Annotated in this window: 16 protein-coding genes; 8 read left to right on the top strand and 8 right to left on the bottom strand. The window is 73.0% G+C overall.

Annotated elements, in window-relative coordinates:
* The first annotated feature begins 3 nt into the window (after positions 1–3).
* Genes AB0K51_RS27990 through AB0K51_RS28000 form a run of 3 tightly spaced genes read left to right on the top strand, consistent with a single transcriptional unit; the run spans position 4 to position 2,604 of the window.
* Entirely contained in the window at positions 4–252 is a 249-nt protein-coding gene (locus tag AB0K51_RS27990) for an acyl carrier protein (protein ID WP_363459930.1), read from the top strand.
* Positions 245–1,318: an FAD-dependent oxidoreductase gene (locus AB0K51_RS27995; protein ID WP_363459931.1), complete on the top strand. Its 1,074-nt coding sequence runs from the start codon at positions 245–247 to the stop codon at positions 1,316–1,318. The genes AB0K51_RS27990 and AB0K51_RS27995 overlap by 8 nt, the downstream gene beginning before the upstream one ends.
* Before the next feature lie 14 nt (positions 1,319–1,332).
* Positions 1,333–2,604: a hypothetical protein gene (locus AB0K51_RS28000; protein WP_363459932.1), complete on the top strand. Its 1,272-nt coding sequence runs from the start codon at positions 1,333–1,335 to the stop codon at positions 2,602–2,604.
* Here the strand turns inward: AB0K51_RS28000 and AB0K51_RS28005 are convergent.
* From AB0K51_RS28005 to AB0K51_RS28015, 3 genes are all read right to left on the bottom strand, one after another.
* Entirely contained in the window at positions 2,490–3,386 is an 897-nt protein-coding gene (locus AB0K51_RS28005; protein WP_363459933.1) for an alpha/beta fold hydrolase, read from the bottom strand. The genes AB0K51_RS28000 and AB0K51_RS28005 overlap by 115 nt on opposite strands.
* Positions 3,383–4,417 carry a DUF418 domain-containing protein gene (locus AB0K51_RS28010; RefSeq protein WP_363459934.1) on the bottom strand — a complete coding sequence of 345 codons (1,035 nt, stop codon included), beginning with the start codon at positions 4,415–4,417 and terminating at the stop codon, positions 3,383–3,385. Before AB0K51_RS28010 ends, AB0K51_RS28005 begins: the two co-directional genes overlap by 4 nt.
* Before the next feature lie 65 nt (positions 4,418–4,482).
* Positions 4,483–6,264, bottom strand: a complete 1,782-nt coding sequence (locus AB0K51_RS28015) for a hypothetical protein (protein WP_363459935.1) — start codon at positions 6,262–6,264, stop codon at positions 4,483–4,485.
* Between the two features lie 150 nt (positions 6,265–6,414).
* Between AB0K51_RS28015 and AB0K51_RS28020 the strand changes: the two genes are divergently transcribed.
* Positions 6,415–7,620 carry a cytochrome P450 gene (locus AB0K51_RS28020; protein WP_363459936.1) on the top strand — a complete coding sequence of 402 codons (1,206 nt, stop codon included), beginning with the start codon at positions 6,415–6,417 and terminating at the stop codon, positions 7,618–7,620.
* A 70-nt stretch (positions 7,621–7,690) separates the two neighbouring features.
* Here AB0K51_RS28020 and AB0K51_RS28025 read toward each other — a convergent pair whose 3' ends face one another.
* Positions 7,691–8,224 (bottom strand): ATP-binding protein, encoded by a 534-nt coding sequence (locus AB0K51_RS28025; protein ID WP_363459937.1) that lies wholly within the window; start codon positions 8,222–8,224, stop codon positions 7,691–7,693.
* Positions 8,225–8,810: 586 nt separating this feature from the next.
* Between AB0K51_RS28025 and AB0K51_RS28030 the strand changes: the two genes are divergently transcribed.
* Entirely contained in the window at positions 8,811–12,308 is a 3,498-nt protein-coding gene (locus tag AB0K51_RS28030; protein ID WP_363459938.1) for a glycoside hydrolase family 9 protein, read from the top strand.
* Between the two features lie 186 nt (positions 12,309–12,494).
* On the opposite strand, the gene AB0K51_RS28035 is transcribed toward AB0K51_RS28030, so the two are convergent.
* Positions 12,495–13,022, bottom strand: coding sequence for a GNAT family N-acetyltransferase (locus AB0K51_RS28035; protein WP_363459939.1), 528 nt, complete (start codon positions 13,020–13,022; stop codon positions 12,495–12,497).
* A 47-nt stretch (positions 13,023–13,069) separates the two neighbouring features.
* The gene (locus tag AB0K51_RS28040; RefSeq protein WP_363459940.1) at positions 13,070–14,134 is read right to left on the bottom strand and encodes a chitosanase; all 1,065 of its coding nucleotides are present in this window, start codon (positions 14,132–14,134) and stop codon (positions 13,070–13,072) included.
* Positions 14,135–14,328: 194 nt separating this feature from the next.
* Here AB0K51_RS28040 and AB0K51_RS28045 point away from each other — a divergent pair, with 194 nt between their 5' ends.
* Positions 14,329–15,204 carry a cysteine/serine endopeptidase inhibitor gene (locus tag AB0K51_RS28045; protein ID WP_363459941.1) on the top strand — a complete coding sequence of 292 codons (876 nt, stop codon included), beginning with the start codon at positions 14,329–14,331 and terminating at the stop codon, positions 15,202–15,204.
* Positions 15,205–15,292: 88 nt separating this feature from the next.
* Here the strand turns inward: AB0K51_RS28045 and AB0K51_RS28050 are convergent, their stop codons facing one another.
* Positions 15,293–18,031 carry a ricin-type beta-trefoil lectin domain protein gene (locus tag AB0K51_RS28050; RefSeq protein WP_363459942.1) on the bottom strand — a complete coding sequence of 913 codons (2,739 nt, stop codon included), beginning with the start codon at positions 18,029–18,031 and terminating at the stop codon, positions 15,293–15,295.
* A 153-nt stretch (positions 18,032–18,184) separates the two neighbouring features.
* Here AB0K51_RS28050 and AB0K51_RS28055 point away from each other — a divergent pair, with 153 nt between their 5' ends.
* Positions 18,185–19,669 (top strand): ricin-type beta-trefoil lectin domain protein, encoded by a 1,485-nt coding sequence (locus AB0K51_RS28055; protein ID WP_363459943.1) that lies wholly within the window; start codon positions 18,185–18,187, stop codon positions 19,667–19,669.
* Between the two features lie 42 nt (positions 19,670–19,711).
* Here the strand turns inward: AB0K51_RS28055 and AB0K51_RS28060 are convergent, their stop codons facing one another.
* Positions 19,712–20,506, bottom strand: a complete 795-nt coding sequence (locus AB0K51_RS28060) for a GntR family transcriptional regulator (RefSeq protein WP_363459944.1) — start codon at positions 20,504–20,506, stop codon at positions 19,712–19,714.
* 184 nt (positions 20,507–20,690) lie between these two features.
* Here AB0K51_RS28060 and AB0K51_RS28065 point away from each other — a divergent pair, with 184 nt between their 5' ends.
* Complete coding sequence (locus tag AB0K51_RS28065; protein WP_363459945.1) at positions 20,691–23,060, top strand: cellulose binding domain-containing protein; 2,370 nt, start codon at positions 20,691–20,693, stop codon at positions 23,058–23,060.
* Position 23,061: the final 1 nt, after the last annotated feature.

The raw sequence follows: 23,061 nt of genomic DNA on the forward strand, positions 1-23,061 counted from the left end.
ACCGTGAACGACATCGAACGCGCAATCCACCGTTTCATCGCCGAGAGCCTGCTGGAGGACGAGGAGTTCGAACTCACCGTCGACACCCCGCTGCTGGAGTACCGGATCATCGACTCGCTGAGCGTCGAGGAACTGCTGGTGCACGTCCACGACACCTACGGCGTCCTGATCGAGGACCTGCCGCCGACCGACTGGGACACCATCGGCAAGCTCGCCCGGATCATCGCCGCCAGGAGGGTCGCCGGTGTTTGACACCTCGTCGGCCCCGCTCTCCGAGCACTCGGGCTACCGCCGCTCGGCCGGCTCCTACCACCTGGTGCACCCCACCAGCGGAGCGGAGGTCAGCGACGCGGTGCTGGCGGCCAGGGCCGCCGGACTCGGGGTGCGCGTGCGCGGCAACGCCTGCGCCATGAACGGCACCAACATCCCGCTCCCCGGCGAGCTGCTGATACCGACCACGGCACTCGACGGCTACCACTTCGCGGCCGAGGGCACCATCACGGTGGGCGGAGGGGCAACCGTCCTGAACGTCAACTCCCTACTGAACTCCCTCGGTTACACGCTACGCATGCACAACGAGGGCGGCCCGGCGGCCACCGTGGGCGGGTACCTCAGCGCCGGCGGGGTCGGCCCGGGCGCCGAGCAGTACGGCGGCTTCTGGGAACAGGTCACCGAAGTGGTGCTGGTCACCGGCACCGGCGAGCCGATCACCGTCCGGCCCGGCGACGAGCTGTTCCGGTGGCTGTTCGGGTCCATGGGCCAGCTGGGCATCGCCGTCCGACTCACCCTCACGATCGCGCCCCGCGAAGGCGCCACACCCGTCTACCCGCTCGGCCGCACCGGCCGGATCGAACCCCGGGTGCCGGACACGCCCAAGCGCGTGTGGCTGGAGACGTACGTCCCGGCGGAATGTGCGGCGGAGGCCAGGATGGCGCTACGGAGGATCGGCATGCCCTATCGACACCTGTGGCAGCCGCGCCTGGCCACCTTCGAACGGCGGATCCGGTTCGTCTCCTTCACACCCCCGCTGCTCTCCGCCCACCGGGGAGACCTCGCCCTGGTCGGCGAGTGGGGCGACCTCCCCGAGCACCCCGACTGGCAGGCACTGCGCGGCCTGAGCCGGGAGATCTCCACGTGGACCGGCTCCGACCACCGCTTCCGGCGCTACGCCTCCGCCGACCTGGTGTTCGAGGACTTCGACTACCGGAGCCACTACGGCGAGGCGACCCTGCGCGACTTCGCCGCGCTCAAACGGCGCTTCGACCCCGACGGCATCCTGGTGCGCGGCCCGCTGTCCCGCGCGCTGGCGAGCGCCTGACCGCGGGAGACCGGATGGAGACTCCTGCACCGACCATGGTCCAGTACGGCGAGTCCCGGGTCCGGGCGCTGTGCGAGGCCGCCGGTCTCGCCGCCCGGGCACCCGAGATCGTCGACAACTACCGTCTGCTGAGCGGATCGTGGGGCTCGCGGCGGATCGACCGGCCACCCCGGTGGTCGTACGCGACCGCTGACAGCACCCCGCTGGAGCTCTCGGTGGTGCTGGAGGACCGCCTCACCGGTCTGGGCGTCGCGGTGGAGGCCCAGGCTTCCCCCGCGACCGCACCCGCCTACTGGCGCAGCGCGAGCGACCTGACCGAGCGGCTGGGCAGCCGGTTCGGCCTCTCACTGGAGCGGCTGCGCCGGGTGGAGGACCTGTTCCGGGTGGACGGGCCGCTGCCTCGGCACCAGTCGATGGCGACCTACCACGCGATGGGCTGGTCCGAGCGCGGCCGACCCGCCGTCAAGCTCTACTTCTGGGCGGGGAGTTCCGGTGCCGGCCTGCTCGGCCCGGTCGGCGCCGAGGCCCTCGACCGGCTGGGCCTCTCCGCACAGCGGCAGCGGATCAGCGCCGCCCTGCACCCCGAGGACACCGTCTCCTACCTCAGCCTCGACCTCACCGAGACCGGTGCCGCGCGCACCAAGCTGTACGTCCAGCACCGCGGCGAGCTGACCGCCGACCGGCTGGAGCGGCTCGGCCGCCTCGCCGCCGACCACGCTCCCGGGGAGGCGGCCGCGCTCGTCCGAGCGGCGGTCGGGGCGGCCGCCGCCTCGAGCTGGCCCCCGGGCACCTCCGCGCGAGACCGGATGCAGTGGCTGTCCAACCGCCGTCGGCACTGGCCGGCCGGCACCTACCTGTCCATGACGGACGGGGTTCCCGGCGCCATCGAATCGGCGGTCCACCAACTCGCCCTGCCGCCGCTGTGCCGCAGCGACGCCGAGGCCGCGGCCCTGGTCGAGCGGATCCTGACCGAGTTCGGCGTCGGCGCCGAGGCCGCAGCCGCGTACCGGCGCTGCCGTGACGCCCTCACCCGGCGGCCGCTGGCCGCCGAGCGGTACGCGCACACCTTCGTCAGCGCCAAACGGCGCGCCGACGGACGTCCGCGCGTGGTCGTCTACTTCAACCCGCGGATGTTCCTCGCCCGCCACGGCCTGTCCAACGGTGACCTGCGTCAGGCGCTGCGGTGGGCCGGTGCGGACGGTGCGGCCGGTGACGTCGGCACGGACGGCGGGGTGGCGCTCCCGTCGAGCAGCGCGTGGAGCGCCGCGGAGAACGCCCTCGGGTGAGTCAGGTAGCCCTCGTGGCCGCCCGGGAACTCGACCGGCTCGCACGCGAGCAGGCCGGCCAGCGCGACGGCGCCCTGGTACGCCGTCGACCGGGCCGAGCTCGCCCCGACGGCCGGGACGATCCGCACCGGTGACGTCCGCAGCGCCGCACGGCCGACCCGGGTGAGGCTGTAGCGGCAGGTCGCGCCCGCGTCGTGGGCGAGGAAGCGGTCCATGTTGGCGATCTCCCGCGGACCGGGCCGGGACCACACCACCCCCGGCTCACGGTCCATCAGACCCCCGCCGAGCGCCTTCGCGTACGTCCGCAGCGCCGAGATCCGCCCTTCGGCCCGATAGGTGGCCTCCATCCGCTCCTGGAGGCGCAGTGCGGCCTCCCGCTCCGCCGCGTCGAGCAGCGTCACCGCGGGCGGCTCGTGCGCGACCAGGGTGCGCACCCGCCCGGGGTGACGCAGTGCCAGGTCGAGCCCGATCACCGCGCCGGTGCTGCAACCGAACACCAGCGCCCGGTGCTCGGTGCGGGAGGCCAGCAGCCGCTGTGCGTCGTCGCTGTGCGTCTCCAGGCAGGGCGGCGGGGCGTCGTCGTCGAGCCCGCTGCGCGAGAGGCCGCGCCGGTCGTAGCTCAGCACCGTGTACCGCTCGGCGAGCACGTCGGCGATGCCGTCCGGGGTGTCCGCGTCGCCGCCGCCGCTCGGCAGCAGCAGGAGCAGCGGGCCCGACCCCCGGACCTTGTAGTGGAGGACGGCTCCGGGCACCCGGAGCCGTCCGGTCTGCGAAGCGCTCATCGCTGCCTCCCGGCGGGTTCCCCGGCCGGTCGACCGGCCGACGGCCGGGCCCCTGGGCGCAGTGCCAGTGGCACCGGCTCCCACCAGGTGACGCAGCGCCAGAACCACTCCAGCGGGCCGTAGCGGTGCCCGGCCAACCACGCGCGGCTCGCCGCCGCCTGGACGGCGAGGACGGCCACCGCCAGGCCGAGCGCCCGGTACCACCGGTCGGAGCCGTGCAGGCCCAGAAGCGGGGACGCCGCGAGCACCAGCACCGTCGCCGACACGTAGTTGGTCAGCGCCATCCGCCCCAGCGGGGCGAAGAACCCGGTCAGCGCGGGCCGCAGGGGGGTCCGCAGCCACAGCAGGAAGCCGGAGGTGTAGGCGAGCGCCGTCAGGAGGCCGGCCACGGTGGCCGAGCGGGAGGCGACGGCGTCCAGCCAGGTGCGGTGCTGCCAGACGGTGGCGGCGACGGCCGCGGGCGCGGCGAGTGCGAAGACCACGGTGAGCTGGCGGGTGCGGGCGGCGATGGTCTCGGCGATGCCGTAGCGGGCGGTGGCCGAGCCGAGCAGGAACAGGCCCGGGATCAGCGCCAGGCCGCCGCCGGCCAGCGTGCACCCGGCCAGCGTGAGCGCGGCGCCCGCGTAGAGCGGTGCCGGGCGGGGAAGCCGGGCGGTGGGCAGCAGCACCAGCAGGCCGGCGATCGCATAGGGCAGCAACGCCTCGCCCGGGTGCAGCAGTTGGTGGGCGGCGCCGAGCAGGCCGAGGGCGAGCAGCCGGCGGGCGACGACCGGGAAGGGGAAGCCGGTCCGGGCGGCTGCGCTGTCGAAGAACAGGGCGAAGCTCAACCCGAAGAGGAAGGAGAAGATCGGGAAGAACCGGTACTGGACCGTCAGGTCGAGCGCCTCGCGGACGGGGTGGAGCCGGCCGGGCTCGACGGCCCCGGGCATCCGCGTGAGCTGCGGGACGTTGACCAGCAGGATGCCGCACAGGGCGAATCCGCGCAGGGCGTCGAGGTCGTCGATGCGGGGCCGTCGCAGGGTCGGCTGCACGCGGAGGTCTCCTCGGGTGTCGGGAACGCGTCGCTTCGGAGTACGCGCCCCGCCCCCGCCCGGGTTCACCGCCCGCGGCGCCGCAGCACCGCCACGGCCGCCACGGCGACGGCCAGCAGCACGGCCGAGGCCGCCAAGGGCCAGATCGCGTCCCCCTCGGACGGCGACGCGGCGGCCGGAGCGGACGGCGCGGCGCCCGGCCCGCCCGACGGTGCGTCAGGAACCGGCTGTGGAGCACCGGCCGAGGTCCGCTCGGCGAGCTGCTGGGGGTACAGGCAGGCCGGCTCGACCGGTGCGCCGTCGGAGACGCGGATACCGTCCGCCTGGTCGGCCACCGGTGTGCCGCGGGTGCCGAAGGCCCAGTTGTGGGCGGTGGGCGGCTGCTGGATCGCGAAGTAGTCGACGTCGGCGTTCCACATCACCTGGTTGGCTCCGGCCCAGCCCTGGCCGGAGCCGGCATTGCTGCGGTCGGTGAGGGCGAGGTCGTCGGCGGGGCCGCGGGAGCCGCGCATCGTGAGGCAGTCGTAGAGGGTGCCGGTGGCCCAGCGCTGGTGCGGACCGGCGTCGAGGCGGAAGCGGCCGGTGTTCTCCGAGGTGCACCGGGTGAAGACGTTGGGGCCCGCGACCCGGGGGCCGGTGGTCCAGGCGTGCAGGTTGCTGCCGGTGACGCGGCAGCCGGTGACCAGGTTCTGCTGGCCGTCGACGGAGTACGCGGCAGGCTGCGCGAACGGGGCGCGCTGCGGGATCGCCTGGTCCATCCGGGTCGCGGCGGTGTCGGCGAAGGTGATGCGGGAGGCGCTGTCGCCGATGGAGCCGATCCCGGCGCCGAACCGGTCGGCGGTGACATCGCGCAGCCAGCCGTCCTGGACGGCCGAGAAGCGGGCGAGGGCGGCCTTGAAGTACCCGCCGGTGTCGTAGCCCGCCGCCTCGGTGAAGGCGAAGCCGTCCGCGCTCAGCGACTCCACCCCGACCTGGGAGATCCGGCCCGGAAACGCGTACGGCCAGACCACCGCGTGGGTGTACTCGCGCTCCAGGGCGTTGGTCAGCGGCGCATCCAGGGTGATCCGGTTGCCGTCGACGGCGGTGACGGTGCGTCGGAACTGCAGGCCCGCGCCGGCCGGCCAGGGGTGGGACGCGGTGCCGTCGTCGCGGGCCGGGATCGCGTCCATGCCGATCGCGTGGATCCAGCCGTCCTCCTGCGGCCGCTGCACGACCACCTGCTGACCGGGCGTCAGGCCGGCCGCCGAGTCCAGGGTGAGCACGCTCGCGCCGACCGGGACGTAGGCGTCGGCGACGGCGTGCGCCGGGCCGGAGCGGGTCGGCTCGCCGGTGCCGGCCAGCTCGACCAGGGCCCGCGGGTCGCCGGAGGCGAGCAGGAGGGTGCCGTCGGAGCCGCTGCCCGCGCCGCGCAGCACCACGCCCGAGGCGGTGATCCGCAGCGGGTTGCCGACCCGGTAGCGGCCGGCGGCCAGCCGGACGGCGCCGCGCAGACCGCCCGGGCCGGGCGGGAGCGCGGCCACCCGGTCCAGGGCCTGCTGGATGCGCGCCGTGTCGTCGCCGGACGCCGCGGGCTGCAGGGTGACCGCATCGGCGGCCGTCGGCAGCGGACGGGTTCCGCCCGCGTACCCGGCGGACGAGAAGTCGGGGACGCGATTGCCCCGGGCGTCCTGCCCGTACACCAACCGCCCGCCCGTGAACGCCAGCCAGCTGGCCGGGTCGCCCGCCGCGTCGCGGCTCGCAGCCGGCTTCGGGGAGGCGGCGGGGGCGGGCGGCACCGGCACCGCCAGCAGGCAGCACAGGACGGCGGCGGCAGCCGCGGCACGCCGGCCGGGACGGGGCGGACGCATGGCACTCCTCGCATCGGGTCGCCGGTCTTCGACACCTGGAGGACGGCTCCGCAACGAATCGGGTTCAGGGTGAACCGGGACCACCGCCCGGGCCGTAGTCCTGGCAGAGCCCGCGCGAAGCGCGCGGTCCCGACGGAGGGCGCCGCAGAGATGACCACCCCCTCGCATCCGACCGACCGGGGCGTCTTCCCGGAACCGCGCGGCGCCTGCCCGTTCGCCCCCGCACCGGCCTACGAACAGGCCCGCGAACAGGACCCGGTCCGCCGGGTCACCCTGCTGGACGGTTCGCGGCCCTGGATGGTGACCCGCCATCAGGACGTCCGCAGCGTCCTCGCCGACCCGAGGTTCTCCGCCGACGCCCGCGAACCCGGCTTCCCGTTCCCGTTCGCCGCCCGCAAGTTCGTGCTCACCGGCGAGCCCCCGTTCGTGCGCCTCGACGGCGCCGAACACACCCGGCAGCGCCGCATGGTCACCCGGCACTTCACCGCCCGCCGCACCGAGGAGCTGCGCCCCAAGGTGCAGGAGATCACCGACCGGGTGGTCGACGCGATGCTCGCCGCCGGCGACGGCGCCGACCTGATCACCGCCTTCGCGCTGCCCGTGCCCTCGCTGGTGATCTGCCACCTGCTCGGCGTCCCGTACGAGCAGCACGACTTCTTCCAGGACCGCAGCCGCACCCTGGTCGACCACTCCGCCACCCCCGAGCAGACCGCCGCCGGCTGGACCGACCTGGTCGGCTACCTGGAGGAACTCGCCGAGGCCAGACTCCGCGAACCCGACGACGGCATCGTCTCCACCCTGGTGAACGAGGAGGGCCAGACCCCCGCCCAGGCCGCCGCGATGGCCCGCGTCCTGCTGGTCGGCGGACACGAGACCAGCGCCAACATGGCCGCCCTCGCCGTCCTCGCCCTGCTCCGCCACCCCGACCAGCTCGCCGCGCTGCGCGCGGAACCCGCCCTGCTGCCGAACGCCGTCGAGGAACTGCTGCGCTACGTCACCGTGGTCGGCGACCCCGGAATCCCGCGCGTCGCCGTGGTGGACGCCGAGATCGGCGGGCAGCCGATCCGGGCGGGGGAGGGCGTGCTGTGCATGCTCCCCGTCGCCAACCGCGACCCCGCGGTCTTCACCACACCCGGAGCCCTCGACCTGCGCGCCGACGCCCGCCGGCACGTCGCCTTCGGCGTCGGTGCCCACCAGTGCCTCGGCATGCCGCTGGCCCGGCTGGAACTGCAGATCATGCTCGGCACCCTGCTGCGCCGCCTGCCCGGCCTGCGCCTCGCCGTGCCGTTCGAACAACTCCGCTACCGGGAGCGGGCGTTGATCCACGGCCTGGTGGAGCTGCCCGTGATGTGGTGAGCCGACCGCGCTGCCCCGCGGGCCGACCGCCCCGGCGCTCGGCCGGTCGCACTGCCCCCGGTCGGCGTCGTCAGCGCTCGGTGCGGGCCACGGTGTCGAAGTGCGCCGAGACGGTCTTGCCGCCGCCCACCCGGGGCGCCCAGCACAGGTGGTCGGACAGCTCCCGGACGATCTGCAGCCCGCGCCCGCCGCAGGCCAGCCGCCCGTCGTCCGGGGCGGACTCCGCAGCGCCGGTCGGCAGCGGTACGGCGCGCGAGTCCTGGTCGGTGACGTCCAGGAAGAGCCAGCACGGGCGGGTGCGCAGCGCCACCGTGACCTGCCGCTGCACGCCGGAGCTGACCAGTCGTTCGTCCGGCGCGGCGTGCCGGGCGGCGTTGCCGACGAGTTCGGAGACGCACAGCTCGACGTCGTCGGCGAGCTCGCCGAGGCCCCAGTCCGTCAGTGCGCGGCGCACCATCTCCCGCGCCGCCCGGGCGCAGGACGGGTCGTCGCTCAGGACGGCCAGCGAGCGCCAGCGGGTGGGCAACGGGTCGAGGACGAGGTCGAGGTCGAGGTCGACGCCGCGGTCGGTGCGGCGATCTGTGCGGTGATCGGTGCCGTTCATGGCGTGCTCCTACGGGGTGCGGCCCGGGTGGACGTGGCCGCGGAGTCGACGCGCGGCACACGGTCCTCACCGGAGTACAACGGACGGACCCCGTCCGGCGGTTGATGATCCTTCCGCCGGAGGCGAACGCCGACCCTAGGGCTTGTCTGACAATTCGCGTCGCATCAGCGCGCGGCGTTGGGCGCCCGGCTGGGCGTGCGCCCGAGTCGCCCTCGTACTGGACGTACTTGGGTGATTCGGGCGTGCGTCCAGGCGGGATGCCCGGCGTCGCGCGCGCGGCGGGAATTGTCAGACAAGCCCTAGCGGGTCAGGTAGACCAGCGCGCCGACGAGCGGCGGCAGGATCAGCAGCGCCGCGACCATGACGAGGCCGCGCAGGACCCAGATGCCGACTCGGTGCTTCGTGGGCGGTGTCATCGCAGGTGGTTCCCCTTCGTGGTGTGTAGTGCCCCGGAGGGAACGGCCGTGGCGGCCGGGCGGGTTCAGTTCCGTGAAGGCCAACTCACGCGTACGCCTTGACCGGGTCCGGCCAGGGCTCTAGCTTTCCTGGCTTAGTAAGGAACTCTTCCTAACTATGGGAGCAGCTGATGGTCACCCCCACGAAACCCTCCGGCAGGCGCACCGCCCTCACCGCCCTGCTCGCCACCGCGCTGGCCACCGCCCCGCTCGCACTCGCCGCCGCCCCCGCGCACGCCGCCACCACCGGTCTGGTCCGCATCGACCAGACCGGCTTCCTGGCCGGCGAGACGAAGCAGGCCTACCTGATGACCTCCGCCGCGGTCTCCTCCGCGAGCTACAGCGTGGTCGACTCGACCGGCGCCACCGTGAAGACCGGCACCGTCGGCACCACCAGCCTCGGCTCGTGGAACACCGCGTACCCCGCCGTCTACCCGATCACCATCGGCGGGCTCACCACACCCGGCACCTACCACGTGGTGGTCACCGGCGGCGTCAGCGCCTCCTCGCCGAACTTCAAGGTGACCGACGCGGCGGGCCTGTACGGCAAGTTCGTCGCCGACGGCCTGACCTTCGTCCAGGGCCAGCGCGACGGCGGCAGCGTCATCGCCGGGCCGCTCGGCCGCAAGCCCGCCCATCTCAACGACGCGACCGCCAACGTCTACGCGACGCCGTCGTTCCAGAGCGGCGGCTCCGACGTCATCACCAACAGCGACCTGTCCAAGGTCGGCGGACCGGTGAACGTCGCCGGCGGCTGGTCCGACGCCGGCGACTACCTCAAGTTCACCCACACCACCGCCTACGGCGACGCCGTGCTGTTCGCCGCCCAGCGTGCCCTCGGCGCCGCCGCGCCCGCCGGGCTCAACGCGGAGGCGCACTTCGGCGCGGACTGGCTGAACAAGATGTGGGACCAGTCCACCAAGACCCTGTACCTGCAGGTCGGCGTCGGCTCCGGCAACGCCTCCGGCAGCTTCGTCGGCGACCACGACCTGTGGCGGCTGCCCGAGAAGGACGACGGCGACACCGCCACCGCCGACCGCTACGCCGCCGCCCACCGCCCGGTGTTCCGGGCCGCCAACCCCGGCGCGCAGATCAGCCCCAACCTGGCCGGCCGGGTCTCCGCCGCGTTCGCGCTCGCCGCCCAGGTCGACGCGACCGCCAACCCGACCCAGGCGCAGGCCTACTATCAGGCCGCCACCTCGCTGTACGCGATGGCGAACACCTCGGCCCCGCCGAGCACCCTCACCACCGCGGTGCCCAACGACTACTACCCCGAGTCCACCTGGCGCGACGACATGGAGTTCGGCGGCGCCGAACTCGCCCTCGCCGCCCAGGCGCTGGGCCAGAACGCCACCCCGTACCTGACCGCCGCCGCCGGCTACGCGAAGGGCTACATCGCGACCGACACCGGCGACACCTTCAACCTGTACGACACCAGCGCGCTCGGCCACGCCGACCTGATCCAGGCGATCAAGAACGCGGGCAACCCCGGCGGCCTGGCCGTCACCACCGCGGACCTGGTGAACGACCTCAAGCGGCAGACCAAGGTCGGCGCCGACCACGCGGCGAGCGACATGTTCCACGCCGGCGCCAACTATGCCGACTTCGACGTCGACTCGCACAGCTTCGGCCTGCTCGCCGTCGAGGCCCTGTACAAGCAGGCCAGCGGCGACGGCAGTTACGACGGCTACGCCACCCAGCAGCGCAACTGGCTGATGGGCGCGAACCCCTGGGGCACCAGCTTCATGGTCGGCGAGGGCACCACCTTCCCGCACTGCATCCAGCACCAGATCGCCAACATCAACGGCTCCACCGACGGCACCGGCGCGATCCCGGTCGGCGCGGTGGTCAACGGGCCCAACGCCTCCAGCATCTTCAGCGGCGGACTCGGCAGCTACCAGACCGGCATGAAGGCCTGCCCGCCCGGCGGCGCCGACCCGTTCAACGCCTACACCGGCCACAGCAGCCGCTACGTCGACGACGTCCGCTCCTGGCAGACCTCCGAGCCCGCGCTCGACATGACCGGCTCGGCGATCATCGGCGCGGCGCTCCAGCAGGCCGCCAACGGCACCACCACCCCGCCGGCGGACGACTTCTCACTGTCCCTCAGCCCCGCGAGCGGCAGCGTGCAGCAGGGCGGCACCGCCACCGCCGCGCTCACCACCGCCGTCACCACCGGCAACCCGCAACAGCTCACCCTCACCACCAGCGGCGCCCCCAGCAGCGTCGCCGTCTCCCTCAACCCCGCGACCGTGACCGCCGGCTCCGGATCCACCCTCACCGCGACCGTCAACGCGACCACCGCGCCCGGCAGCTACCCGATCACCGTCACCGCCACCGGCCCCACCGGCGGCACCCACACCGCCGTCTACACCCTGACCGTCACCAGCAGCGGCGGCGGGACCTGCACCGCCACCCAACTCCTCACCAACCCCGGCTTCGAGAACACCACCCCCACCTGGACCCAGACCTCCACCCTCGGCTTCCAACCCATCACCACCGCCACCACCGCCGAACCCGCCCACACCGGCTCGAAGATCGCCTGGTTCAACGGCAACAGCACCGCCGACACCGACACCATCGCCCAGACCGCCACCCTCCCCGCCGGCTGCACCACCACCCTCACCTACTGGCTCCACGTCGACACCACCGAGAACACCACCACCGCCACCCCCGACACCCTCAAAGCCCAACTCCTCGACACCAACGGCACGGTCATCACCACCCTCGCCACCCACACCAACCTCGACAAGGCCACCGGCTACACCAAGCACACCGCCGACCTCACCCCCTACGCCGGACGCACCGTCACCCTCAAATTCACCGGCACCGAAACCGACACCAACGGCGGCACCACCAACTTCACCCTCGACGACACCACCCTCGATGTCGCTGCCTCGACCGCCCCGGCGGACGACTTCTCGCTCGCCCTGGCCCCGGCCAACGGGACGGTGACGGCGGGTCAGTCCGCCACCGCCACCGTCTCCACCGCCGTGGCCTCCGGCGCGGCGCAGACGGTCGCGCTGACCGCGAGCGGGCTGCCCGGCGGGGCGAGCGCCGCGTTCAGCCCGGCCTCGGTGACCGCGGGCGGCGGTTCCACGCTCACCGTCACCACCGCGGCGAGCACCCCGGCCGGTACGTACCCGATCACCGTCACCGGCACCGGGGCGTCCGCCACCCACACCGCCACCTACACGCTCACCGTCACCGGCAGTGGACCCTCCGGCGGCAGCTTCGAAGCCGAGGCCGCCGGCAACACCCGCACGGGCCGGGCCACCGTCGTCGCCTGCGTGCCCTGCTCCGGCGGCAACCGCGACGGCTACCTCGGCACCGTCACCGCCGGAACCGGCGCGCTGACCTTCAACGGCGTCACGGTCGCCACCGCGGGCAGCTACCAGGTCCAGGTCGCCTACACCAACGGCTCCGCCTCGGCCCGCAACGCGGACATCTCGGTCAACGGCGGGGCCGCCCAGACCGTTTCGTTCGCGCCCACCGGCGCCTTCACCACCGTCGGCACCGTCACGGTCACCCTGACCCTGACCGCCGGCACCAACACCGTCACCTTCGCCAACCCCTCCGGCGCCGCCCCCGACCTCGACCGCCTCGTGGTCCCCGGCACCCCCGGCTGACCCACCCCGGCAAGCACTGCCCCGCGGTGATCGGCTCGGCCATGGTCTACCGCGACGGCTCGCACGTCGCCGCGACGTACGACAAGATCACCTGGAAGTGGTCAGTCGAACGCGGCGGGCCCGGAGCTGTCGGCTCCGGGCCCGCCGCGTTGTCCGGCCGGTCGCGTTGTGCGGGACCGTGCGGGTTCAGCTGACGGGGGACCAGGTGCCGAACCACTGCTCGGCGTCGTACTCCTCGAAGCGCTCCACCTCGGTGAAGCCGAGCTTCGCGGCGAGGCGCAGCGACGGGCCGTTCGCGAGCTGGCTGGAGAGCACCACCGGCTCGTCGGGACGCGCGGCGGCGACCCAGGCGAGGGCCGCCGCGCAGGCCTCGGCGGCGTAGCCGTGCCCCCACGCGTGGGGCAGGAACAGGTAGCCGAGTTCGGTCTCGTTGCCCTCGGGGCGGACGTGGCCCGGGCGTTCCGGGTCGCGCCGGTCGAGGGTGACCAGCCCGATCATCGCCCCGTCGAGCTCGACCACGAACAGTCCCGGACGCGACCTGGGCACCTCCGGCACCGCTCGCTCCAGCTCGTCGCGCGGGCGGGCCCCGCCGACGTAGGTGCCGACCTCCGGCGAGGCGAACAGCTCGATGACCGCGGGCCGGTCCCGCGCCTCCGGCGCGCGGAGCACGAGGCGCTCGGTCCTGATCGGGGTGCGGATCTCCTGAGCTGACATCCGAACAGGCTAGCCGGTACCCGAACCGCCGCGAGCGGGCCGGGAGATCAGGCCGGGATGGTGTACGCGTCGCCGTAGACGTGCCAGCGCAGCGGCGGGAGCAGGTCGAGGTTGCCGGCCTGGAGGAAGACGCGCTGCGCGGTGTCGATGCGCGAGGTGTCGTGGCGGGCGGGGTCGCGGAGCATCGCAGCCTTGCGGGCGTCCAGGAACGCCGCGATGTAGGCGCTCTCGTCGCCGCCCTGGGACGGGGGCTTGGCCTTGCGGAGGGCGGCGGTGCGGATGCCGCCGAAGCTGTCGGGGTCGGTGCCGGGCCCGTGCATGACCATGGCGTCGTAGTAGGCGAACTGGCCGAGGGCGTGCAGGCCGTCGGCCTTGGCCTGGCCTACCGCGGGGTCGAAGTAGAACCGGTCGCGTTCGGCGTCCTGCGCGTGCTGGAGCTTCGGGTCCTGCGCGGCGCGCCGCCAGTCGGCGACGAAGTCCGGGTCGAGGCCCTGGTGGGAGGCGGTGCCCTCGACCTTCGCGAGGGCGGGGAGGTACTTGACGAGGGCGTTGTCGGGGGCCGCGTCGCGGTAGAGCCGCAGGACGTGCGCGAGGTCGCCCGTGCCGGAGCAGAAGCCGATGATGCCGGCGGTGTAGCCGCGGCCGTCGCCGATGTCCTCGATGTACCGGTACTGGGATCGCCAGTCGAGGGTGGAGTTCTCGGCGCTGGAGACGAGTTCCTGCGCGTACTCCTTCCAGCGCGGGTCGCTCAGGTCGGGGTGGAACACGGGTGCCGGGGTCGGTGTGTGCGCGGTGGGCGTCGTGGCAGCGGGCCGCGGAGCGGTGGTGCCGGCCGGGGCGGCGAGCGGCGAGGCGGTGGTGACGGTGGCGGTGACGGAGGGGTCGGTGACGGTGACGGTGGGGGAGGGGGTCGGTGAGGGGGTGTCAGAGGCCGCGGGAGGCACCCCGGGTGAGGTGAGCGACCGGGCGGGCGTGGCGGCGGAGGAGGGCCGCTGGGCGGGCGCCTGGCGGGTGCCGACCACGGCGAGGCCGGAGCCGACGGCGGCGGCCACGGCGACGGCGATCGCCACCTGCGTGGGACGCGGTCGGCGGCGGGTCGGTGGGCTCTGCATGGTGGGGCGCTCCTGTCGCTCGACTCGGGCTCGCCGCCGGCTGGGCAGCCGGGGACGCGGTCGATAGAACGCGGCGCGTGAAGGGCCGGTTCAGTGGGACCGGCCACAATGGGAAGGTTTCTTAACTAAAGCTCTTGACGGCCTGTCGTCAAGGCCGGGATGCTGCTTCTCCCGCCGACGACGAGGAGTTGCCCATGTCCAGCAAGCGCCCGCCGCTCGCCCGGTGGACGGCCACCACGACCGCCGCCCTGGCGCTGGCCGCGCTCGGGGCCCAGAGCGCGGCCGCCGTCCCGATCGGGGAGAGCCGCACCGGCAGCATGACCTGGTACGACGACGCCGGGTACGGGGCCTGCGGCACCCGGATCGACGCCGCCACCCAGGACCTGGTCGCGGTGCCCGCCGCCTGGTGGACCACCGCCAACCCGAACGACGACCCGCTCTGCAAGGGCGTCTCCGTGCAGGTGACGTACCGGGGCGCCACCATCACCGTCCCGGTGCGGGACAAGTGCCCGAGCTGCGCGGCGGACCACATCGACCTGAGCAGGACCGCCTTCGCCAGGCTGGCCGACCTCGACCTCGGGGTGGTCTCGGGCATCACCTGGCAGTTCGTCGGATCCGGCGGTGGCGGCGGCCCGGTGGTGCTGCCCGCCCCGGCCGGGCTGAGCGTCACCGCGGTGACCGCCGCGAGCGCCTCGCTGGCCTGGAGCCCGGTCTCCGGCGCCGTCTCCTACGCGGTCTACCGGGACGGCACCCGGATCGGCACCGCCACCGGCACCGGCTACACCGCGAGCGGCCTGTCCGCCGCCACCGCGTACCGCTTCAACGTGGCCGCGGTGGACGGTACGGGCACCCTCGGCACCCTCTCCGCCGCGGTCGCCGCCACCACCAGCGCCTCGGGCGGCGGGGGCGGCGGGGCGTGCAACACGCCCTGGAGCGCGGCCACTTCATACGGGCCGGGGACCAAGGTCTCCTACGCGGGCCACAACTACACCGCCACCTACTACTCGACCGGCGCGGCGCCCGACGACCCGGCGTCCTGGGCGGTCTGGCACGACGACGGGTCCTGCTGACGGAGAGCGGGAGCCGCGCAGCGGCCGCGCCCGGGGGCGAGGAGGTCACCCGGGCGCGGCCGGCTCATGAGGTCGGACGGTCAGCCGGTCAGGTGGCCGTCCACTGCTGGTTGGTGTGGCCGTTGCAGGTCCAGATCTCGACGCCGGTGCCGTTGACGGTCTTGTTGCCGATCACGTCCAGGCACAGGGTCGAGGCGATGCCCACGATGCTGCCGTCGGCCCCCAGGGTCCACTGCTGGTTGGTGTGGCCGTTGCAGGTGTAGACGTCGACCTTCGTGCCGGCCGCGGTGGCCGCGCCGACCACGTCCAGGCAGCGGCCGCCGCTCTTCAGCTCCTTGGTGGCCGCGTTGTAGCTCCACTGCTGGTCGGCGCTGCCGACGCAGTCCCAGATGACCTGCGAAGTACCTGACGGGCTGCTCGCGTTGGCGTCGCCGAGGCAGCGACCGGAGGCGGCGCTGACGTAGGTCGTCGAGGCGGGTGGCGGGGGAGCGGTGCCGGTGACGTCGAGGGTGGTGTCGTCGAGGGTGAAGTTGGTGGTGCCGCCGTTGGTGTCGGTTTCGGTGCCGGTGAATTTGAGGGTGACGGTGCGTCCGGCGTAGGGGGTGAGGTCGGCGGTGTGCTTGGTGTAGCCGGTGTTCTTGTCGAGGTTGGTGTGGGTGGCGAGGGTGGTGATGACCGTGCTGTTGGTGTCGAGGAGTTGGGCTTTGAGGGTGTCGGGGGTGGCGGTGGTGGTGTTCTCGGTGGTGTCGACGTGGAGCCAGTAGGTGAGGGTGGTGGTGCAGCCGGCGGGGAGGGTGGCGGTCTGGGCGATGGTGTCGGTGTCGGGGGTGCTGTTGCCGTTGAACCAGGCGATCTTCGAGCCGGTGTGGGCGGGTTCGGCGGTGGTGGCGGTGGTGATGGGTTGGAAGCCGAGGGTGGAGGTCTGGGTCCAGGTGGGGGTGGTGTTCTCGAAGCCGGGGTTGGTGAGGAGTTGGGTGGCGGTGCAGGTGCCGCCGCCGGTGGTGGTGACGGTGAGGGTGTAGACGGAGGTGTGGGTGCCGGTGGGGCCGGTGGCGGTGACGGTGATGGGGTAGCTGCCGGGTGCGGTGGTGGGGGCGGTGGTGGCGGTGAGGGTGGATCCGTTGCCGGTTGTGACGGTGGCGGGGTTGAGGGTGAGGGTGACGTCGGCGGGGGCGCCGCTGGTGGTGAGGGTGAGCTGCTGCGGGTTGCCGGAGGTGACGGCGGTGGTGAGCGCGGCGGTCGCGGTGCCGCCCTGCTGCACGCTGCCCGTGGTGGGGCTGGCGGACAGTGAGAAGTCGTCCGCCGGGACGCCGGTGCCCAGGCGGTCGGCGAGCTGCTGGTCGTACAGGCTGCGCGGCAGCACGTTGGCGCCCGCGCTCTGGAGCTCGCCGTCGCTGCCGGAGGTGACGGTGCCGGTGCAGCCGATCGCCCAGTTGTGCGCGGTGGGCGGGGACTTGACCAGGTAGCTCTGGGTGGTGCAGTTCCAGGCGGTCGAGTTGGCGTCCGCCCAGCCGTGGCCGGTGCCCTGGCTGCCGTAGTCGGTCATGTTCAGCGAGCCCTCCAGCGACACGTTGTCGTAGAGGGTGCCGCCGCCCCAGCGCTGGTGGCCGCCGGAGTCGTAGGTGACGCCGCCGGGCAGCACGGTGGCGGTGCAGTCGGAGAAGACGTTCGGGCCGGACTGACGGGCCTCGGTCTCGAAGGCGTGCACCTTGGTGGCGGTCAACGTGCAGTCCTTGACCAGGTTCTGCTGGCCCTGGAGGGTGTAGCCGTCCGAGCGGGCCGAGGTCGCGTCGTTGACCACCATGTCCAGGGCGCCCGTGTGCAGCACCGAGATCCGGCGGCTCTCCGGGCCGAGGCCGGTGACGCCGTCCTGGCCGAAGTGGTGGGTGAAGACGTTCTGAACCCAGCCGTCCTCCACCGCGTTGAACTCGGAGAAGGACGAGTTGTAGAAGCTGCTGGCGTAGTTGGGGTCGGCGGTCATCGCCTGGCCGTCGGAGCTGAGGTTCTCGATGCCGACGTGGTTGATCCGCGGGTAGGTGTACTCGTAGACCAGCGCCTGGGTGTACTGCTTCTCCAGCGCCGTGGTCAGCGGCACGTCCAGAGTGACCTTGTTGCCGGAGACCGCCGTGATCCGCCGCTCGGAGCGCAGGCTCCAGTTGGGGCTCCACAGGCCCGTCATGCCGAGCGCGTCGATCCACGCCTGGGTGGTCGGCCGCTCCACCACGACCTGGTCGCCGACCGCCAGGCCCGTGGTGCTGCCGAGCGTCAACTGCCGCGCCCCGACCGGGACGTACGCGTCGGTGACCTGCTGCTGGGCACCCTGCACGGTGTACGAGGCGCTGCCGCCGACGGTGACCAAGGTGCGGGCGGTGGCACCGGTGGCGACCAGCGAGGTGGCGGTGGAGTCCGCGGAGGCGCCGCGCAGGACCACGCCGCTCGCGGTGATGCTCAGGGTGCCAGCCAACCTGTACTGCCCGGCGCGGAGTTGGACGGCGCCGCGGAAGCCCTGGGCATCCAGCGGCAGGGCCGCGGCCTGGTTGATCGCGGCCTGCAGCGCCGCGGTGTCGTCGCCGCCGCTCGGCGCGGGCGCGGTCACCCCGGTCGCCACCTGCGGCAGCGCCACCCCACCACCCGCGTACCCGGCGTACGAGTAGTCGGGCACCCGGTTGCCCTGGCCGTCGCTGCCGTAGGACAGGTGCCCGCCGCTGAAGGTGACCCACGGCCCGGCTGCCTCGACTGCGGCCGGGGCCGCCGAGGCGGTGGAGCCGAGGAGGAGCGCCGCCACGGCGAGGAGGGGGAGCGCGCCGCGCCCGATACGTCGTCTCATGCCAGCCGTCGTCCTTAACTGCCGCGGGTGTGATCCGAGTTGACTCGAGTGGACTGGAGTTAGGAAAACTTCCTTACTATGAACTGTCAAGACTCCAGGCAAGCTTGACCAGAGGTATTGACCACTGGTCTGCTATTGGTAAGGATCGCCGACATGACCTCCAGAACCCTCCGTTACCTCGGCTGCCTCGCCGCCGCCGGGGCCCTCACACTGGCCGGCACCCTCTCCTTCGGGTCGCCCGGCCACGCCCAGGCGGCCGAGACCGCCTCCGCCACCCCGCTGAACGTCCAGGAGTGGCTGTACCCGAAGGCCACCGGCTCGGTGGCCTGCTCCGCCCCGGCCGAGTACGCCGACGGCCGGGTGCAGACCGGCGTCCTCAAGCCCGAGTACTACGGCATCGACACCACCGGCACCGCCGTCCTGCTGCCGGCCACCGACCCGCGCTACGCCTGCAACGGCTACAGCGCCGCCAACGCGGCCGACGTCAAGGCGCACTCCGCCCAGCAGTACATGACCGTCTCGCTGGCCGACCTGCCGTCCGAGCGGCTGCTGACCGGCAACGCCGCGCGGAAGGCCGCCGCGATCACCAAGGTGGCCGACTTCACCCGGCAGATCGGCTTCACCGGCGTCGACATCGACTTCGAGAACTACTGGGACTGGACCGCCCAGGACGCCGACAACTTCTTCTCCTTCCTCCAGGACCTCGGCACCGCGCTGCACGCCCGCGGCTTGAAGCTGCAGGTCGAGGGCCCGCCGGACACCACCACCGCGTTCGACTACGGCCGCGCGCTGGCGGTCGGCTCGGACCAGGTCGTGATGATGGTCTACGACCTGGAGTACCAGTCCCCGAAGGGCGCCACCTGCCTGCCGTTCGCCCCCTACGACTGGATGACCGACCTGATCAAGGGCGCACTGGCGCAGATCCCGGCCGCCCAGCGCTCGCGCTTCGTGGCCGGCCTGCCGTCCGAGGCGTACGCGGCGACCAACCAGTGCCAGGACATCACCGGCAACCTCACCGTCGCCGACATGAAGAAGGCCCCCGGCTACTCCGAGGACCCGGCGGTCATCGCCCAGCGCCGCGACCCGGACTCCGGCGAGATCCGCTGGAGCTCCGGCGGCACCTTCTACGACTACGTGGACCAGGTCGCCCTGGACCAGAAGCTCAAGCTGGTGCGCGGCCTCGGCGTGAACGACGTCTCGGTCTGGGTGCTCGGCGGCGGCAACGCCTGGTTCTCCCCGGCGGCGGTGAACGGCACCACCGGCGGCCTGGTCTCGCGGGCGAGCGGCCGCTGCGCCAACGCCCCGAGCTCGGCGAACTCCACCAGGGTGGAGGTCCGCGACTGCGACGCCACCGCCGGCCAGGTGTTCCGCCCGCAGACCGACGGCACCCTGAAGGTGCTCGGCAAGTGCGTCGACGCCTCCGGACGGAAGACCACCGCCGGGACGCCGGTCATCCTCTACACCTGCAGCGGCGCCACCAACCAGCAGTGGACCTTCCAACCGGACGGCTCGATCGTCGGCGTGCAGTCCGGCCTGTGCCTGGACGTGACCGGCGGCAACGTGGTGGCCCCCAACGGCACCAAGCTGGAGCTGTGGCCGTGCACCGGCCAGGACAACCAGCGCTGGACCCGGGTCTGACGGGGCGTCGGGCAGGAGCCGCTGCGCGGACCCCGTCCCCGCTCAGCCGAGGAAGGGGTCCGCGGAGCGCGCGTCGGGGCCGGGCCCGGCGGTCGCCAGGCGGCCGGCCAGGACCCGGCCCCGGCCGCGGTCCCGGGCCAGCGACAGTTGGGAGACGATCTTGTAGCGGTCGCCGCGGTAGACCGAGCGGGTGTACTCCACCACCGTGCCGCGTTCGTCCTCGGTCACCCGCTCGAACAGCAGCGCGGGGAAGTAGGCGGGCACGTCCAGCAGTTCGGCCTCCGCCTCGTCGGTGACGGTCGGCTCGATGGTCTGCACCGCCTCCGCGACGCCCACCGCGTACCGCTGCTCCAGCAGGGCGTAGAAGGAGTTCAGCTCCAGGTCGCGGGCGGTCAGCCCGGGTGCGACCGACTCGGGGACGTGCAGCACCTCCACGCACATCGGCTCGCCGTCGACCAGCCGCAGCCGGGTGATCCGCAGCACCGTCGAGGTCGGCGCCAGCCGCAGGCGGCGGCCGATCCGGGTGCCGGCGGCGATCCGGGTGAAGTCCACGGTGCGGCTCGCCCACGTGCCCTCCACCGGGGTGACGCCCGGTGCGTCGGCGTCCGGCAGCAGCGGCTGGGCGATCTTCGGCCGGGCCACGAAGACGCCCTGCCCCTGACGGCGGGTCAGCAGACCGTCCCGGACCAGCTCGTCGACCGCGGCGCGCAGCGTGGGCCGGGAGACGTCCAGTTCCGCGCAGAGTCGCCGCTCGGAAGGCAGCGCGTCGCCCTGATCGAGGGAGTCGACCAGCTCGAGCAGATGGTCGCGGACGCGGGCGCGCTTCGGGGAGGTCACGGGCCGGATCTTACCACTGGTAACCATCCGAGAGTGCGGTTCACATATGTGTTCGCCAGATGTATTTGCGAACAAGTCATTGACCTCGATGCCGACCAGTCAGCACGATGGGCGCCGTCACCCGCACCCACCACCCCTCCAACTCCCCCTCTTTGGAGGAACGTTGACATCCCGTTCGATTGCCGTGGCGGTCGCCTCGGCCCTGCTGCTCGGTGCCGCGGGCGCCGTCGCGGCCGGCTCCCCCACGTCGGCCGCGGACCGGAGCGTCGTGACGGCGAGCGCCTCGACCGCGCTCACCGGGCTCGACCTGTCGGCGGCCAACCGGCGCGCCCCGGTGGCCGGCCTGTACGACTGGTCCAAGGCCGGCTACCGCGGTGGCGCCGACCTGCCCGGACCCGCCCAGACCAACCCGGCCGCCGGGTGCCGGATCACCGCCGCCGACCTGGCGAGCACCTACCAGGTGCGGCCCGACGACAACGCGGACGACTCGGCCGGACTGCAGGCCGCCATCGACCACATCCGCACCAGCTGCTCGCCCGGCGCGTCCTACGACAGGCTCTCGCTGATCACCCTGCCGGCCGGCGTCCTGAACGTCTCCCGCCAACTCGGCGTCGACGCCGACTACCTGATCATCCGCGGCGCGGGCAGCGGCACCGGCGGCACCCGGATCGTCTTCCGGCCCGACGCCGACACCGTCTACGACACCCTCACCCCGGACGGCTCGGACTGGGACGAGGACGGCATGACCTCCGGCTCCGCCAAGGGCGGCTGGATCTGGCCCGGCCGCGGCCTGTTCCGGGTCCAGTCCCGAGCGGTCGACCCCAGCTACGCCGCCGAGTACGCGGCCGCCCCGGCCAACCGCAAGGACCTCTTCGAGGGCACGGTCAACGTGCACTGGAAGGCCGGCCTCAAGCTGCGCGAGAAGACCGGCGACCCCGGCTTCGCGGCCCGCACCGGCGACACGGTCGTCCCGCTGGCGAGCTCCGGCGCGCTCACCAACCTCAGGGTCGGCGGCCTGGTCAACATCCGCGCCGCCAACTCCCTGAAGTTCTACGCCCAGCAGGACATCCAGCCGACCGACGGCACGCTGCAGAACATCCACATGCGGCAGCAGATCTTCACCGTCACCGCGGTGGACTCCGCCAACCGCACCGTCACGCTCGACAAGCCGCTGGAGTACGACGTCCCGGTCGACTCCACCTCGGACGGCTCCGCGCCGATCGACGGCACCGTCTACGCCTCCAAGGCCTCCCCGTTGGTCGACCCGGTGGTCGGCGTCGGTTTCGAGGACTTCGCCCTCACCCAGGACATGCCCGGCCTCAACCCGGCCGACGCCGTGCACAACTACGGCAACATGGCGCCCACCCAGGAGATGCACGGCATCGTCTTCAAGTGGGCCGCCGACTCCTGGGTGCGCGGCATCCGCACCGAGATGACCGGCTCGCACCCGATCGTCACCGAGGAGGCCTACCACCTCCAGATCGTGAACAACCAGCTGGACGGCTCCTGGAACAAGGGCAAGGGCGGCAACGGCTACTTCCGCGGCTCCCGGGTCTGGGACTCCCTCTACGCCGGGAACACCTCCCGCAACCTGCGGCACTTCACCTTCCAGTGGTCGTCCTCGGGCAACGTCGCGATCGGCAACGACTTCGACTCCGACGTCAACCTGCACGGCGGCTGGGAGCGCCACAACCTGATCGAGAACAACACCTCCGCCGTCCCGTTCGAGCACCGCTCCGCCAACTGCCGCTCCAACTGCGGCGAGGAGGGCGGCGGCGCGCCGGACGACTCGACCTGGTTCCCGATCTGGTGGGCGGCCGGCAAGAAGGCCGTCAAGTGGTCCGGCTCCAGCGGCCCGCAGAACGTCTTCTTCGCCAACACCATGACCAAGCAGGTCACGGCCGGCGCCGCGTACACCCCCTTCTATCCGGACCACCAGCGGATCTACCAGTTCGGCTGGAACGGCACCGCCTGGCACCACCTCGACGTCGGCGGCACCGCGATCCCGGACTGGGCGAGCCGCGAACAGCTCGACTACACCGGCGGCCACGGCGTGGACGCCACCCGCACCGACGCCGGGCCCTCGCTGTTCCTGAAGACGCTGAACGGCGCCACCACCTCGCCGTCGCCGAGCGCATCGCCGTCGCCCAGTGCGTCCCCGAGCGTGTCGCCGAGCGCGTCGCCGTCGCCGAGCAGCTCACCGTCGTCCTCGCCGAGCCCGTCCTCCAGCCCGTCGTCCAGCCCGTCGCCCAGCCCCAGCACCGGCTGCCTCACCGCACGGACCGTCAAGACCTCGTCCTGGAGCAGCGGTTACGGCATGACGGTCTACGTCAGGAACGGCTGCGCGAGCCCCACCACGGCCTGGACCGTCGGGTTCGACCTGCCGGGCGGGACGACGGTCTCCAACAGCTGGTCGTCGACCCGGACGCAGAACGGGCAGCACTACAGCTTCGTCAACGCGTCCTACAACGGGACGATCGCGCCCGGCCAGGAGCAGAGCTTCGGGTTCAACGCCGCCGGCACCGGACTGCCCGTCAACCTCAGCGCCCGCTGAA

Origin of the sequence: Kitasatospora sp. NPDC049285, from assembly GCF_040678815.1 — a bacterium.
Lineage (GTDB): Bacteria > Actinomycetota > Actinomycetes > Streptomycetales > Streptomycetaceae > Kitasatospora.